Genomic DNA, 13,633 nt, shown 5'->3' with positions numbered 1-13,633 from the left:
ACACGCCCTTCGTTATCCTTAAATCCCGCGGCGCAGAAGACCTGAAGGCCTGTGCCGGCACGGGATGAGTGCCGACAGTCATGCACCTGGCCTGAAGCCCGCAGGTGGAGGCGTTGGGGGCCAACTCGCGTTGGACCCCCTTGCTGGCATGCGCCACGCCGCACCGAGCGTCGGGGGCGCTTTCGCTGCAAGGGAAATCGACCCGGCTCTGCCCGGATCCGGTGTTTTTCAGTGTTTCCCCGTGGCTCCCGGGCCAGTTTTCGCCTGTGGCAAGGTTTTTCGGAAGACGGGCAGAATGGCCTTGTATTCCCTATGTTTCCTTGGCTATACGCGTCGGCGGAGACGTGGCCGAGTGGTCGAAGGCGCTCCCCTGCTAAGGGAGTAAACGGGAGACCGTTTCGAGGGTTCGAATCCCTTCGTCTCCGCCATCACACATAATAATATCCTTTTTCACCAGGGGTTTGGCGGTGTTATTGGCGAACCTTTTGCGTAGGTTCGCCAATGTTTTGTTCGCCGGGCGTTCCACTTCAGACGCGTCATGGCTTCGTCAGCCATTTCAGGGCGATTTACCTCCTTTGTGTAGCGGGTTACCTCGGCGAGCGTCGTGTGGCCGGTGACGGTCATGATTTCTCACGGCGGACAGCGAATGAACCAACGACGTCCCACCGAGCGCGTCATTCGGGGACGAGCACGCCGGGCAGAGAGTTGACCGTCATTGTCGCGTCGGGGTCGAAATGGATGACCGACCGGATCGATTCACCGGCTTTCAGAAGGTCGAACGCCGTATTTATTTGGTTGTGGGTCATGTGATGCGTGATGTAGGGATCGACGCTGAAATCGCCGCGCAGCCATTCGTCCACCATGCCCGGCAATTCGCTGCGGCCCTTGACGCCGCCGAACGCCGTGCCGCGCCAGACCCGGCCCGTAACCAGCTGGAACGGACGGGTCGAAATCTCCTGCCCCGCCCCGGCCACGCCGATCACGGTGCATTCGCCCCAGCCCTTGTGGCACGACTCGAGCGCGGCGCGCATCAGGCCGACATGGCCGACCGCCTCGAACGTATAGTCGAGCCCGCCATCGGTCATCTCGACCAGAACCTCCTGGATCGGAGCGTCGTAATCCTTCGGGTTGATGCACTCGGTCGCGCCGAGCGCCTTTGCCAGCAGGAACTTCGACGGGTTGATGTCGATGCCTATGATCTTCGAGGCGCCCGACATGACGGCCCCCTGGATCACGGCCATGCCGACCGCGCCAAGCCCGAAGACAGCGACCGTCGAACCGGCCTCGACCTTGGCGGTGTTGCGTACCGCGCCCATGCCCGTGGGAACCGCGCAGCCCATCACCGACGCCTTAGACAGTGGCGCCTCTTTCGAGATCTTCGCCACCGAGATTTCGGGCAGTACGGTGTATTCGCTGAACGTGCTGGTGCCCATGTAATGCAGGATCTGCTTGCCCTTGTAGGAAAAGCGCGAGGTGCCATCCGGCATCACGCCTGCGCCTTGCGTTTTGCGGATGGTCTGGCAAAGGTTGGTCTTGCCGGACTTGATGTAGGGGCAATTCGGGTCCTCGGGCACATAGAGCGGGATCACGTGGTCGCCCGGTTTGACAGAGGTCACGCCCTTGCCGACCTCCTCGACCACGCCGCAGCCTTCATGGCCGAGGACGCAAGGAAAAAGGCCCTCCGGGTCTTCGCCCGACAGCGTGAAGACGTCGGTATGGCAGAGGCTTGTCGTTACGATCCGGACCAGAACCTCACCCTCCTTCGGGCCTTCGAGGTCGATCTCCTCGATTTCGAGCGGGCGGTTCGGTTCCCATGCGATGGCGGCACGTGTCTTCATGTTTTTGTCTCCCGGAATGGTATTTCAGTGAAGGATGTTGCTCTCGGGTTCGTCTGCGGGGTCGTCGATCGGGTCGAGGACGAGAACGAGGCGCGTTTCTCCCGTTCCTTCGATCGGGGGCGAGCGATGCAGCAAGCCTGAATCGGGTGTCACGGGCCAGAGCGTGCCACGCATGACGAAGGGCGAGCCGGTCGGGACGGTGTGGATCGTCTGCGGGTCTGCGTTTCCATCTGCGGTCACGCCGTACTGCGTGCCGGTGCCGCGATACGTGCAGATGAGCCGCGCGGTGATCCGGTCGACGTGAAAGCGGCGGCAGGCATTGCCGTCGACCACATCGAGGCGCAGGCGCAGCCAGCGGGCGTCCATGACATCCGAGAACATGTCGGCGAGCGCCGAAATGTCGTCGATCAGGCGTCGCCGCTCCGGACCGTCCGGCAGCCGCGCGTTGTCGCAGGCCGCGGTGACCGCATTTTGAACCGCGGCAGGGCGCAGAATGACCCGTGCCCACGGAAGCCGGGCGGGTGTGAGCCCGTCGATCCAGGTCTGGAACGAGTCGAGCGGCCTGCGGTCCCAGATGACACCGCCGACGCCAGCGTCCCGGACCTCCCGCACACCCTGGAGCGACGCCGTCGTGACCACGCCGTGGTTCCCGGCAGGTTCGATAAATTTGTGGACCGTCATGCCGCAGCCCTCCGCCACGCCGGGAACGGATCGGGTAGGTCGGGCAGGTGGTCCGGTCCCGGTGCCACGCTTTCGGGCACCAGCGCCGCGTCCAGCCGCGCCTTCAGCGCGGGCCAGTCGATACCCGCGCCTATGAACACGATCTCCTGCCGGCGGTCGCCCCATGGCTCTTGCCAGTGCGCCCTCAAGTACTCCTGCGCGGCGGCGTGGTCGGGGTGTCGCTCCTTGGGCACCGTGGCCCACCAATGGCCCAGCGGGGTGACCGATGACAGCGCCCCGGCGAGCGAATATTCCGCCACCCAGTCGGGCCGCGTGGCGATCCAGAAATGCCCCTTTGCGCGGATCACGCCGGGCAGGTTGCCGTTGAGGATCTCGAGGACCTTCTCGGGGTGGAACGGCTGCCGCGCGCGATAGACGAAGGACGCGACGCCGTATTCCTCGGTTTCGGGCACATGATCGGCAAAGCCGTAGAGTTCCTTGGCCCACATCGGGTGCTCGTGCGCTTTCTCGAAATCGAATAGCCCGGTGTCGAGGATGGCGTCCGCGGCGACGTCGGAATGATCGGTCTCGATGATCCGGGCGTCGGCGTTCAGGCTGCGGATGATCTTGCGCGCCGCATCGGTGCGCTCGGGCCCCGCGTCGGAGACCTTGTTGAGCACCACGACATCGGCAAACTCGATCTGGTCGGTCAGCAGGTGAACCAGCGTGCGCTCGTCCTCCTCGCCCATGGTCTCGCCCCGGTCGCTGAGGAAATCATGGCTGGAGTAGTCCTTGAGCAGGTTCACCGCGTCGACCACCGTGACCATGGTATCGAGGCGCGAGACATCCGACAGGCTGTCGCCGTCCTCGTCGCGGAAATCGAAGGTCGCGGCCACCGGCAGCGGTTCGGAAATGCCGGTCGATTCGATCAGCAGATAGTCGAAGCGTCCCTCGCTGGCGAGCCTGCGGACCTCGTCCAGCAGGTCGTCGCGGAGGGTGCAGCAGATGCAGCCATTGCTCATCTCCACGAGCGTTTCGTCGGTGTGGCTGAGGTTGGCGCCGCCTTCGCGCACGAGGTCGGCGTCGATGTTCACCTCGGACATGTCGTTGACGATCACGGCAACACGTCGGCCCTCGCGGTTGTTGAGGACGCGGTTCAGGAGCGTCGTCTTCCCGGCGCCGAGAAAGCCGGAAAGCACGGTGACGGGGAGGCGGGAGTCTGTCTGTGTCATGCGATGCCTTTGCTCAATGTTATATCATAACGTTTAACCTGCCACTTGGCGGTCGCCAACCCCTCCAATTGGCGCAATCGGAAGAAATCATGCACATGAGGCGGCGCTGATGCGGCTCCGTCTCGCGCCGAGCGCCACCAATGCGGTTGTCATCAGCGCCCTGTTCGGGAGCGCGACGGGATGCTCCGGTGCCGCTTTGACGCCGATCACGCCATCGGCGAGATGACCGACCGTCTCAGAGACTTTCCTAAGCCGCGTCGGACCTACGATGTCCACTATGCACCGTGCCGTCGCCTACACGCCTCTGACAGATCAGGGCGGACCATCGCTTGGTGCCCGGGAAGTTTTGCGTGGCAACCTTTCAGGGCAAGAGGCCTCGCAGCGGCCCCCCGCCGCCGATGGCCCTTCACGCGCGTGTCAGGAGGACGATGTGCAGTTGGCGATGCTCTCGCCAAGAGAACGAATGAGCGCCGGATGAAAGCCCGGCCCGGTGTCAAACTCGAGGCTGAGGGGATCGATCACCGTGGTCCGTGCCTCGGTCCCCTCGTCCAACCCGGTGAGATCGTGACATTCGTCGGCCCGAACGGCTCGGGCAAGTCGACGCTGATCCTGCGTTGCGAGCCAAGGCTTACAGGATTGCGGCGATGTCGCCCTCGGTGACGTCTGCGATCGGTTTGTGGACCGTCGTGCGTATCTCTCGCAAACCGAGGTGAACGATTCGGATTTCGGTGGTGAAGCCCTCGCATCCGGGGTCTGTGCAGTAAGCCTCGCGCACGGAAACGAGGCATTGCATCCCGGCCCCCAGGTGCCACCGGATCAGGCGTTTGACACGCTGAACGTGCCAGAAGGTTCGCGACGCGTCACGAAAGGATCTGCTGATCACCTTTGCCCACCTTGCCTCCCACGACTCATCAATTCCTTCCGGTCGCGGCCTCTCCGACACCGTGACCGCCTTTGACGATCACGCATCCCGCGGGCGTGTTGGGCCGGACATGACCCCGGATCTGTTCAGCCAGGTGCAAGGCGCGCCGCGTCCAATGCAGGTCAGAGCTGGGTCGGATTTGGAGCATCGCCGTACACCTCGTCAGGATCGAACGTCTTTGCGTCTTCCAGATATTTCAGTGGCTGACCGGCTTCCTGACCTACTGGCACCGCTCGATAAAAACAGGATCGGTATCCAACGTGGCAAGATGCGCCCGACCCCGAGACTTCGACCCGCAACCAGATCGCGTCCTGATCATCGTCGATCCGTGCTTCGACGACGTTCTGCACAAGACCGGACGTCGCGCCCTTGTGCCAGAGAACCTGCCGGGCGCGGCTGAAATAGTGGGCTTCGCCCGACTCGAGCGTCCGGTGCAGCGCCTCGGCGTTCATCCACCCGAGCATGAGCACCTCCCCGGACCTTGCATCGGACGTGATGCAGGGCATCAGGCCATCCGATCCGAATTTCGGCGCCAATTCATATCCCTCTTCGATCTGCTCGACGGTTTCACGTGACCCGAACTTCACTTTGTTCATCTCCGCTCCTTGTGATATAGCATGTTATAACGTACCATTCGTTGCGCGACAGGCCAGAATTGTAAAGAGGCACGCATGGCGACCGAAACCTCTGACGACCGGATACCCGTGACCTTGCTCACGGGCTTCCTCGGATCAGGAAAGACAACTCTGCTGAATAACCTCATCCGTGACCCCGACGCCGGTAGGATCGCTGTGGTCATGAACGAGTTCGGCGATGTCGGGCTGGACCACGATCTGATCGAAGAAGCGACCGAAGAAACCGTCCTCATGCAATCGGGCTGCATCTGTTGCACTATCCGCAGCGACCTTGTCGAGACCATGCGGGCGCTCCTGGACAAGAGGCAAGGCGGCGACCTCGCGTTCGACCGCGTGGTCATCGAGACGACCGGCATCGCCGATCCGGGGCCGATCCTTCATACGCTGGTCATGGACCAGCAGATCGCTCCGTCCTTCCGTATGGATGGAGTGGTGACTCTTGCCGATGCTGCCGTCGGGCCTCGCACGCTCGATACCCAGTTCGAGGCGGTGCACCAGATCGCGATGGCCGACCTGGTTGTCGTGACCAAGACCGATCTTGTCACGCCGCACGAGGTTGAGCGGTTCGAAGCTCGTATCGAGGGCCTCAACGCCACCGCCCGCCGCATACACGCCGAGCATGGACGGATCCCGCCTGGCGCGCTGTTCGGCCTGTCGGCCCTGCGTCCGAGCGTGACATCGGGCGATATCTCGGATTGGCTCGGCACCGAGCCGTCAAAGCCGGACCCGCTTGCGGGGCTTTCGGGTTTTGCCCAGAAGAACAGCAAGCCGGCCTCACTCCCGTTTGGACAGGCCGGACATCACGCGAATCATGATCATCGGATCTCATCAGCGGCGATTGAAGTCGAAGACCCGATCCCGGCCGGCATCTTTGATTTCTGGCTCGACACCCTGATCGCGATAAAGGGGCCGGATATCCTGCGGATCAAGGGGATCCTGCACGTGGAAGGCCTGGAGCTGCCCTTCGTGTTCCACGGCGTGCAGCACATCTTTGACACGCCGGTACAGGTCCGATCCTGGTCCGGGACCGACACGACCAGCCGGGTCGTGGTCATCGCGCGGGACACGGATGCAAAGGGCCTGCAAAAAAGCCTCGAAATCCTGCGTACGCGCCCGAAGGAGGATGGGTCGGATGCGGATGGCATGATGGTGCATACGACCGGGATGTCATTCTGAAAGATGATGCGGCTGCAAAATTCGTCTACCCTTGAAGGAGGGCCGTGCACTCCGCGTGAGACGGGCCATGCGTCTGGCGTCGAGCGCCTTGCGCCCATCGGGAGAGTATATTGACTATAACCGAAGACGACCTTGCCAAGGCACGCGGCTCCTGGGGCGACGGGCTTGTTGCAATCGCGACAGCCTACGAGGCCGGCGGGTTCGACCGGGCGAAGCGGATCGCCGAGCAGATCATAGACTCGGCTTATGCGTTCGACTTCGGGTCCGTCCTGTTCAAGCCGACGCTGAGCGGTGGCGAGAAGACCTTTCGCACGACCAGAAAAGGCGCACTGTCCTATTTCGTCGGAAATGACCCCGACTATCCCCTCGACGCCGGGTTTGCCCTTCGGGGATGGCGGCAGACCCGCTCGGAAACCGCCGCAAGCGTCATTGACGGGGCCTGCGCCATGTGGATGGGATGGTTCTTCTTCACGGACAAGGATGGCGATGTCGTGAAGACCGACAAGAGCTTTGGATACCGTAAGGATCCAGAGGGCGGTCTGCGCATCGTGCTGCACCACTCGTCCTTGCCGTTCGAAGTCCAGACCCAAGGGTCGTGAAGCGGCACGCCACTACGCGTTTTCGGCACGTCGTCAAACCGGCCAGGCCAATAGCCACCGCGCGCGGCGGTGGCTATCGTTCGTATTGGATCGGGGTCTCTGCCTCGCGTAACCGTCTGTTCCGCAACACGGAACGTCAGGTCCTGGCAGGGCGCATCAGAACTTGAGATTTGCCGTCAGGCTGACCGAGCGGCCCGGTTCCGTCAACGCGATCACGTTGCCCAGCCCGACCCCGTCCGACGAGCGGCTGGTGTAGGTCGCGTCAAAGATGTTGCGAACGTCCAGCCGCATCTGCAAACGGTCGAAGCTGCTTGGCGTGTAGGTCGCGTAGAGGTTGGCGACCTCGTAGCCCGACAGCGGCACCGGCGTGTCGCGGTTCTTGAATGCAATTTCCGCCGTGCCGCCGAGGGTCCACTCGTTGGTGATATCGACAGCGCCTTCCAGTGCGATCGCCTTGCCGACCGGGCGGCCAAGGTAATAGGCGGTCGAGCCGATTGTCGTGCTGTTCAGGTCGACATCGGCATCGGTATAGTTCGCCCGGATGAAGCCGTTGGCCCACGTGTACCCGACCGATGCTTCCCAGCCCTTGGAGGACAGGTCGGCAATCGCACCCCGGTCGCCGCCAGTGGGCAGCACCGCGTTGATGTCGTTCACATAGGTCTCGAAATAGGCACCGCTCAGCTGCCACGGCCCCTGCTCATACCGAAGACCGATCCGGCCCGCATCCGACCGCGACGTGGTGAACCCGGCATAGGTCCACGGCGCGCCGAAATTGATCAGCGCCGCCTCGCCCAGCTCGTACCCGCCCCAGCTATGGGCATAGCCCGCGTTCAGGGTTAGCGCATCGGTAATCTTGTAATCGACCGACCCGTTGGCGCTGAACCCGTCATCCTTGAAGGTCTGGCCGTTGGCGGCCTCGAACTCCTGCCAGTCGTAACGCGCGCCATATGACACCGACACGCGCTCGCCGACATCCTGCCGCGCCTGCGCGAATATCCCGATGTTCCAGTGATCTTCGCGCCCGGAGCTGCCGAACGGGCCCGGACCACGGCCAAAGCCCGAGGCGGACTCGTCGAAGAAATCGACACCCACCGACAGGTCCCCGCCGGCGATGGCAAAGCGGTTCTTGAACGTCCCGCTGAAGCTTTCGTTCTTGCCGAAAACGCCCGACGCGTCGATTTCCTGCTCGTTGTAGCTCAGCTGGAAGAACGGATCGAACCAGTCCGTGGCACTGTCTTTGGTGTAGGTCAGCGTATAGGACGTGCGCTTTGACAGGGCCGGCACCAGCACGCTGGGCCGTCCGACAACGCCTGCAAAATCCGGCCGGATGAAGATGATGCCGCCCGGCCCCGCCTGCCCGGCGCGCAGGCCGGTATCTTCGGTCTGCGACGCCGCGAATTCCAGGCGGTGCCCCGTGGGCGAGGTATAGGCGAACTTGCCCAGGTAGCTGGTCAGATCCGCCTCCGAGCCGGGCACGGTCACGCCGCTGCCATCCTCGTAGCTGCCACTGTCCGACCGCGTGCCGCTCAGCAGGTATTCGAACCCGCCGCTGCGCCCGAAGAGCGTCAGCCCGGCGCGCACCTGGTCCTCGTTCGTGCCGAAAGTCAGCGTCGTCATGCCGCCGAAATTGTCGCCATCCTCCAGCAGGTCGGCGGCGTCCTTGGTCTCGTAGGCCAGCGACCCGGCCAGCGCGTTCGGTCCCGCATCCGCCGGCGCCAGGCCCTTGCTGACCTCGACCGATTTCAGCAGCGCGGGGTCGATCAGCACGTTTCCGGTGTGGTGAAACGCCGACTTGTTCTGCCGCGCGCCGTCGATGGTGACCGACAGCAGGCTTTCCTCGACACCGTTGACGAAGACCTTGTTGGCAATCGCCGCCCCGCCGCTGGTGGTGACCGAGGTTTCCCCGTCGAACACGTCGCGGATGGATTGCGGATTGCGCTGTTCGATCTCTTCTTCCGAGATCTCGTCATTGCCCAGAAGCGCTTGCGCTTCCGGCGAGCCGATGCGGATCGTCCCGAGGAAAGTGGCGTCGTCGCCGTCCTGCGCATAGGCGGCAGGCACGGGCAGAAAAGCGGTCGTGATCAGCAGGAGGCTGAGGCGAGAGAGGTTCATGACTGTGTCCCATTTCAATCGTGTCGAAGCTGGGTACGTGCGGTCATGCTTCCCTGGCGGTTCTGCCGTGACGTTTAAGGCGCTGCGAAGAAAGCGCAAGGTCCCTGCGGTGCCAAGCACGGGCCGGTCTGGCATTTTTGCATCAATGTCGCCTGGGGGCGCGAGACGAAAAGATCTCGGCGTGGCGTGCCGCGCCGCATCTGTCGCATTTCAGTCGGATCCGCTGCCGGTCACAGCCAGAAAGCCCAGAAGCTCGCGGGCGGGAACAGGCTTGGGAATGAACGTCCAGCCTTCGGTCGCGCATTCGCTTCTCAACCATGGCGAGCGGTTGGCGGAGATCACGCAGGTCGGGCAGGGGCCGTAGCGCGCATGGAGGGCGCGCGCCGTGTCGAGCCCGTTTTCCATGTTCCCCAGCTGATAGTCCATGATGATGGCGTCAGGAATGATGTCCACTTCGTCGAGAAGCGCGCTCGCCTGGGCCAGGCTTGCGGCGTCCAGGGCGCTGACACCCCAGCGTTCGAGCAGCGCGACCAGAGCGTTGCGTATTCCGTCATCGTCGTCGACGATCAGAACCAGCAGGCTTGGCGGCAGGTTTGCGACGGGACGTTCCGGAAGCCCCTGCGACGCGGCGTGTGCCTGGGTCTGCTGCGCCGCCCCGCGCAGCGTCACGATGAACCCGCTGCCCCGGTCCGGTTGCGAGCGCAGGCTGATCCTGTGTCCCAGGCGCGCGCACGCCCTTTCCACGATCGCGAGACCGAGCCCCATGCCCTCGGCGGCGGACGCGCGGCGGTTCAATCTTCTGAATTCCTCGAAGATCACGCCGCGATCCTCTTCGCAGATGCCGATGCCGGTGTCCCAGATATCGATCCTGACGGAGTCACCCCTGCGACGCGCCCCGACGAGCACCCCGCCCTCGGTCGTGTACCGGATGGCGTTGGAGATCAGGTTTTGAAGGATGCGGTGCAGGTAGGAGGGATCGCTCATGACACGCAGGCGGCTTGGCCGGATGCGCAGGTCCAGCCCCTTGGCGGCGGCAACCGGGGCAAAGGCGTGGGACAGCGGCGTCAGGATCTCGTCAAGGGCCACCTCGACCGGGGTAAAGCGGATTTCCTCGGTGTCGAGGCGGGAGATGTCGAGCAGGGCCTCGATGATTGCCTCGACGCTGGTCAGGGCCTCGGCGGCCTTTCGGATCGACTCGGGGTGCGTGCCGTCTTCGGCCGCGGACAGGTAGAGCTTGGAGGCGGAGAGCGGTTGCAAGAGGTCATGGCTGGCTGCCGCCACGAAGCGCGACTTTGCAGCGTTCGAGCGTTCTGCCTGCAGCAAGGCCGCTTGCAATTCTTCGGTTCTGGCGGCGACCCTGGCTTCGAGCTCTTCATTTGCCCGCGCCAGGTCGCGGGCGTTGCGCCGTTCGACGGTCACGTCGGTGAACGAGACGATGAAGCCGTCGTCGGGAAGCCGTTGGGAAAACGTGTCGAGGATTCGGCCGGTCGCGGTTTGGGTGAGTTCGAACGAGATCGGCGAACGGGGTGTCGAGCCACGGACCCATAGCGCCAGCCGCCGTTCCTCTTCGCGGTTGGCCATGTGGAAGTTCTGCGAGAGATGCTCGGCCATGTGAGCGAAGGGCATTCCGAGGACAAAGGCGTGCGGCGACAAGGCTGTCAGGGTCTTGAGGCGGCTGTTCCATCCCGCGAGTTGCGCCTTGGCGTCGAAAATCGCCACCCCTTGGTCGAGATGGTCCAGCGTTGCCCGGATCATGCGGCTTTGACTGTCCAGAAGGCGCTCGCGCTGTTCGCGCCCGGTGCGCATCAGGTCGGTCACATCGGTCTGGACGATCGCCGTTCCCGAGTTGGCGGTGCGATGTTCCGAGATCTGAAGCCAGCGATCGTCCTTGAGGGCCAGGTTGAAGATCATGTGTTCCTGACGGTGGCGGCCGAGCCGGCCGTTCACCCAGTCTCCGCTGTCCGTATCGGGTGGCAGATACAAAGCCCGGCTCTGGCTGACGATTTCGACGTATTCGTCGAAGCGGAGGCCGGGCTTCAGCCTTGCGCGCACATCCGGCATCTGCCAGCAGAAGCGCCGGTTGAACAGTAAAAGCACGTCTTCTTCGTTGAAGAGAGCAAAGCCTTCCTGCACCGCTTCGATGGCATCCGAGAGGTCGCGGCGGGCGGCCTCGACCTCGTTGTTCGCAGCGGACAGCCGTTCATTGGATTCATTCAGAAGATCAAGAGCACGCTCCAGTTCCTGAGTGCGGGAGCGGACCTGATCCTCGAGCACCACGGCACGTTCGAACTGGGCATATGCCGCACCGTCCCGATCGGCGTGGCTCTCGACGCGGCGCATGAGGACGGCGCTGATGGCGCGCAGGCGTTCGAACTGAACTTCGAGCGGTTCGCGCGGATCGACGAGATTGTCGTACATCGTCAGTCGTCCTCGGGGGCGTAGATCGCAACGCCGGTCATGGTGAGGTTGACATGCATGGCGCCGAACTGTTCGCCGTAGGTGGAAAAGCCGACGACGCGGTTGCGCCGGAGAACCTTCGAAACGGCAAGGCTGCGCTGTTTCTGGTGGGCTTCGATCCGGCGCAGGATGCAATCGCAGGCCAGAATGCTGTCCAGCCGGCCGCCGTGGTTCAGGGTTTCGAAGTCTTCGGCGAGGGTCTGGGCGATCTCGCGCGGTTCGGCCAGGGTCAGGACAACGCCTTCGTCTATTGCGGAAAAGAAGATCAGGTCGTCGCCGTCGACCCGCTGGATGGACCGCACGTGATACCGGCCGCCGATGCGCACGACGAGCGGATGGGCCGCAAAGGTGAACGGGTCGAGCTGGGTCTGATCCTTGCCGAGGATGCGCGCGTATTCCCGCGCGGCGGGGGCGGCGTTGATCTCTTGCACGCGGCGAGCGGCGGCGTTGGTACGGGTGACGACCATGCGTTGATCGGCGGGGTCGAGGTGATTGAAGCTGAACACCTTGATGGGGCAGCGGGTCCGCAAGAAGGTCAGCAGTGCGGCGTTCTTCTGCACCTTTCCATCGCAGTAGAGCAGGCTTTGCCTGAACCGCGTGCCATCCCCGGCGGAGCCTCCGAACAGCGGTACAGGTCCGAGCCCGCGGGCCAGCACGTTCATCAGCGCGTCCTCGCGCAGGGATGTGCCGTCGACCAGAAGAAATGCGAATTCGTTCTCGAAATCGGTGCTGTCCTTTTCCAGGTCCCGGCGGGTCCGGATCATGTGCTCGATCAGGGCTGTGGGTGCGATCTCGTCGAGGTTCTCGATGGTAACGACACTGGCCTCGAAATGGCTTCGCGGCAGGCCGATCCCGACGATGCCGTCCTCGACATAGCCGCCGGCGATTTCGCCGGCGGTGGTGCACCCCAGGACCTGCGTGCCCGCAAAGAGAAGATTTGCTTCATCCATCACGGCGGAAAAATCCGCGCGGGGCGAGACGAACAGGATGGCAAGCGCGAGATCGTCACCAAGGTCGCGCAGAAGCTGCGCGACCGCGTCGGGCGCATCGGATGCGACATGGGCGGACCGCATCAGCGATGCGCCCTGCCGGGCTGCCCGAGACAGCGCCTGCGATGCCGCTTCAGATGAGCCAGGCCGCGCCCGAACCGCTTCGAGCGTACCCTCCTCCCCATGAGCGGACGACCTCCCGTTCTTTTCGTCCATCTCTTGCCTAGTTTTGCTTGTGCGCGCCCGCGTCGGGCTGGTGAATTACGTCATGAGGCAGACAGGTTGTCAAACTTCGCGGACTGCGCGATCAGAACGGCCTGCGTGCGGTTTTGAACCCCCAGCTTGCGCATCATCACGGTGACATGGGCCTTGACCGTCGCTTCGCTGATCGAAAGATCGAAGGCGATCTGCTTGTTCAACTTGCCCTGGCAGATAAGCCTCAGGATACGGGCTTGCTGCTCGGTCAGGTTTTGCAATCGTTCCAACGGTGTAGGCTCGTCGCCAGGACATTTGGAGACATTGACGATGAAGCCCTCGGGCAGGAATGTCCGGCCTTCGGAGATCGTCCGCAGGGCTGCCTGGAACACCGCGCGTTGACTGTGCTTGGGCACATAGCCGGCCGCGCCGACCTCGATGGCCGCGCCGATGATCTTGCTGTCGGTGATGGACGACACGATCAGGATATCGGCCTCGCCCGCCGCGTTCCTGACCCGCAACAGGCTGTCCAGCCCGTCGGAATCGGGCAGGTTGAGATCCAGCAGGATGACATCGGGCCGTTCGCCGGACTCCAGGGCGGCAAGGCAGTCGGCGATGCTGTGGGCGGTCCGAACGCTGTGGATGTCGGCCACGAGCTGAAGTGTCAGCATGAGCGCATCGCAGAACAGAGGGTGATCCTCGACGATCAGGGCCGACGAAATGGTCCTGGGCTCTTTGACAGGGCAGTCCGCGCCGGTGGCGGCCTGGTTTTCGAGTTGCGTCATGCCAAGGCACCCCCGCTGCGTCCGGGAGCGTGA

The 13,633-nt window shown here is 63.4% G+C and carries 11 protein-coding genes and 1 tRNA gene; 3 read left to right on the top strand and 9 right to left on the bottom strand.

Going from position 1 to position 13,633, the window contains the following annotated elements; all coding sequences use genetic code 11:
* Nucleotides 1-338: 338 nt before the first annotated feature.
* Nucleotides 339-428, top strand: a tRNA-Ser gene (locus FIU85_RS07560).
* 246 nt (nucleotides 429-674) lie between these two features.
* Here FIU85_RS07560 and FIU85_RS07555 read toward each other — a convergent pair.
* From FIU85_RS07555 to hisI, 5 genes are all read right to left on the bottom strand, one after another.
* On the bottom strand, nucleotides 675-1,838 hold the full coding sequence (locus FIU85_RS07555) for an S-(hydroxymethyl)glutathione dehydrogenase/class III alcohol dehydrogenase (protein WP_152496447.1): 1,164 nt from the start codon (nucleotides 1,836-1,838) through the stop codon (nucleotides 675-677).
* Between the two features lie 24 nt (nucleotides 1,839-1,862).
* Nucleotides 1,863-2,519 carry a DUF1826 domain-containing protein gene (locus tag FIU85_RS07550; RefSeq protein ID WP_152496446.1) on the bottom strand — a complete coding sequence of 219 codons (657 nt, stop codon included), beginning with the start codon at nucleotides 2,517-2,519 and terminating at the stop codon, nucleotides 1,863-1,865.
* Nucleotides 2,516-3,730: a GTP-binding protein gene (locus tag FIU85_RS07545; RefSeq protein WP_152496445.1), complete on the bottom strand. Its 1,215-nt coding sequence runs from the start codon at nucleotides 3,728-3,730 to the stop codon at nucleotides 2,516-2,518. The genes FIU85_RS07550 and FIU85_RS07545 overlap by 4 nt, the downstream gene beginning before the upstream one ends.
* Before the next feature lie 628 nt (nucleotides 3,731-4,358).
* The gene (locus FIU85_RS21945; protein WP_172978820.1) at nucleotides 4,359-4,613 is read right to left on the bottom strand and encodes a hypothetical protein; all 255 of its coding nucleotides are present in this window, start codon (nucleotides 4,611-4,613) and stop codon (nucleotides 4,359-4,361) included.
* 161 nt (nucleotides 4,614-4,774) lie between these two features.
* Nucleotides 4,775-5,248, bottom strand: coding sequence for a phosphoribosyl-AMP cyclohydrolase (hisI, locus tag FIU85_RS07535; protein WP_152496443.1), 474 nt, complete (start codon nucleotides 5,246-5,248; stop codon nucleotides 4,775-4,777).
* Between the two features lie 75 nt (nucleotides 5,249-5,323).
* Here hisI and FIU85_RS07530 point away from each other — a divergent pair, with 75 nt between their 5' ends.
* Together FIU85_RS07530 and FIU85_RS07525 are read left to right on the top strand one after the other, a co-directional pair.
* Nucleotides 5,324-6,463: a GTP-binding protein gene (locus FIU85_RS07530; protein ID WP_152496442.1), complete on the top strand. Its 1,140-nt coding sequence runs from the start codon at nucleotides 5,324-5,326 to the stop codon at nucleotides 6,461-6,463.
* Nucleotides 6,464-6,573: 110 nt separating this feature from the next.
* The gene (locus FIU85_RS07525) at nucleotides 6,574-7,062 is read left to right on the top strand and encodes a phosphoribosyl-AMP cyclohydrolase (protein ID WP_152496441.1); all 489 of its coding nucleotides are present in this window, start codon (nucleotides 6,574-6,576) and stop codon (nucleotides 7,060-7,062) included.
* Nucleotides 7,063-7,218: 156 nt separating this feature from the next.
* Here the strand turns inward: FIU85_RS07525 and FIU85_RS07520 are convergent, their stop codons facing one another.
* The 4 genes from FIU85_RS07520 to FIU85_RS07505 form a co-directional block, all read right to left on the bottom strand.
* Nucleotides 7,219-9,174 carry a TonB-dependent receptor gene (locus tag FIU85_RS07520; RefSeq protein WP_152496440.1) on the bottom strand — a complete coding sequence of 652 codons (1,956 nt, stop codon included), beginning with the start codon at nucleotides 9,172-9,174 and terminating at the stop codon, nucleotides 7,219-7,221.
* Nucleotides 9,175-9,384: 210 nt separating this feature from the next.
* Nucleotides 9,385-11,592 carry a PAS-domain containing protein gene (locus FIU85_RS07515; RefSeq protein WP_152496439.1) on the bottom strand — a complete coding sequence of 736 codons (2,208 nt, stop codon included), beginning with the start codon at nucleotides 11,590-11,592 and terminating at the stop codon, nucleotides 9,385-9,387.
* Between the two features lie 2 nt (nucleotides 11,593-11,594).
* Nucleotides 11,595-12,704 carry an FIST N-terminal domain-containing protein gene (locus FIU85_RS07510; protein ID WP_254703023.1) on the bottom strand — a complete coding sequence of 370 codons (1,110 nt, stop codon included), beginning with the start codon at nucleotides 12,702-12,704 and terminating at the stop codon, nucleotides 11,595-11,597.
* A 182-nt stretch (nucleotides 12,705-12,886) separates the two neighbouring features.
* Nucleotides 12,887-13,600 (bottom strand): response regulator transcription factor, encoded by a 714-nt coding sequence (locus tag FIU85_RS07505; protein WP_152496437.1) that lies wholly within the window; start codon nucleotides 13,598-13,600, stop codon nucleotides 12,887-12,889.
* Between the last annotated feature and the right edge of the window lie 33 nt (nucleotides 13,601-13,633).

Origin of the sequence: Roseovarius sp. THAF8, from assembly GCF_009363735.1 — a bacterium.
In the GTDB taxonomy this organism is placed as follows: Bacteria; Pseudomonadota; Alphaproteobacteria; order Rhodobacterales; family Rhodobacteraceae; genus Roseovarius.
Note: the sequence above shows the minus strand (reverse complement) of the source record. Positions and strands in the feature narration are given on the sequence as shown.

Excerpts from the sequence above, each read along its gene's own strand:
- FIU85_RS07505 (WP_152496437.1), bottom strand. The coding sequence starts at position 13,600 with ATGACGCAACTCGAAAACCAGGCCGCCACCGGCGCGGACTGCCCTGTC.
- FIU85_RS07550 (WP_152496446.1), bottom strand. The coding sequence starts at position 2,519 with ATGACGGTCCACAAATTTATCGAACCTGCCGGGAACCACGGCGTGGTC.
- FIU85_RS07555 (WP_152496447.1), bottom strand. The coding sequence starts at position 1,838 with ATGAAGACACGTGCCGCCATCGCATGGGAACCGAACCGCCCGCTCGAA.
- FIU85_RS07510 (WP_254703023.1), bottom strand. The coding sequence starts at position 12,704 with ATGCGGTCCGCCCATGTCGCATCCGATGCGCCCGACGCGGTCGCGCAG.
- FIU85_RS07515 (WP_152496439.1), bottom strand. The coding sequence starts at position 11,592 with ATGTACGACAATCTCGTCGATCCGCGCGAACCGCTCGAAGTTCAGTTC.
- FIU85_RS07545 (WP_152496445.1), bottom strand. The coding sequence starts at position 3,730 with ATGACACAGACAGACTCCCGCCTCCCCGTCACCGTGCTTTCCGGCTTT.
- FIU85_RS07530 (WP_152496442.1), top strand. The coding sequence starts at position 5,324 with ATGGCGACCGAAACCTCTGACGACCGGATACCCGTGACCTTGCTCACG.
- FIU85_RS07520 (WP_152496440.1), bottom strand. The coding sequence starts at position 9,174 with ATGAACCTCTCTCGCCTCAGCCTCCTGCTGATCACGACCGCTTTTCTG.
- hisI (WP_152496443.1), bottom strand. The coding sequence starts at position 5,248 with ATGAACAAAGTGAAGTTCGGGTCACGTGAAACCGTCGAGCAGATCGAA.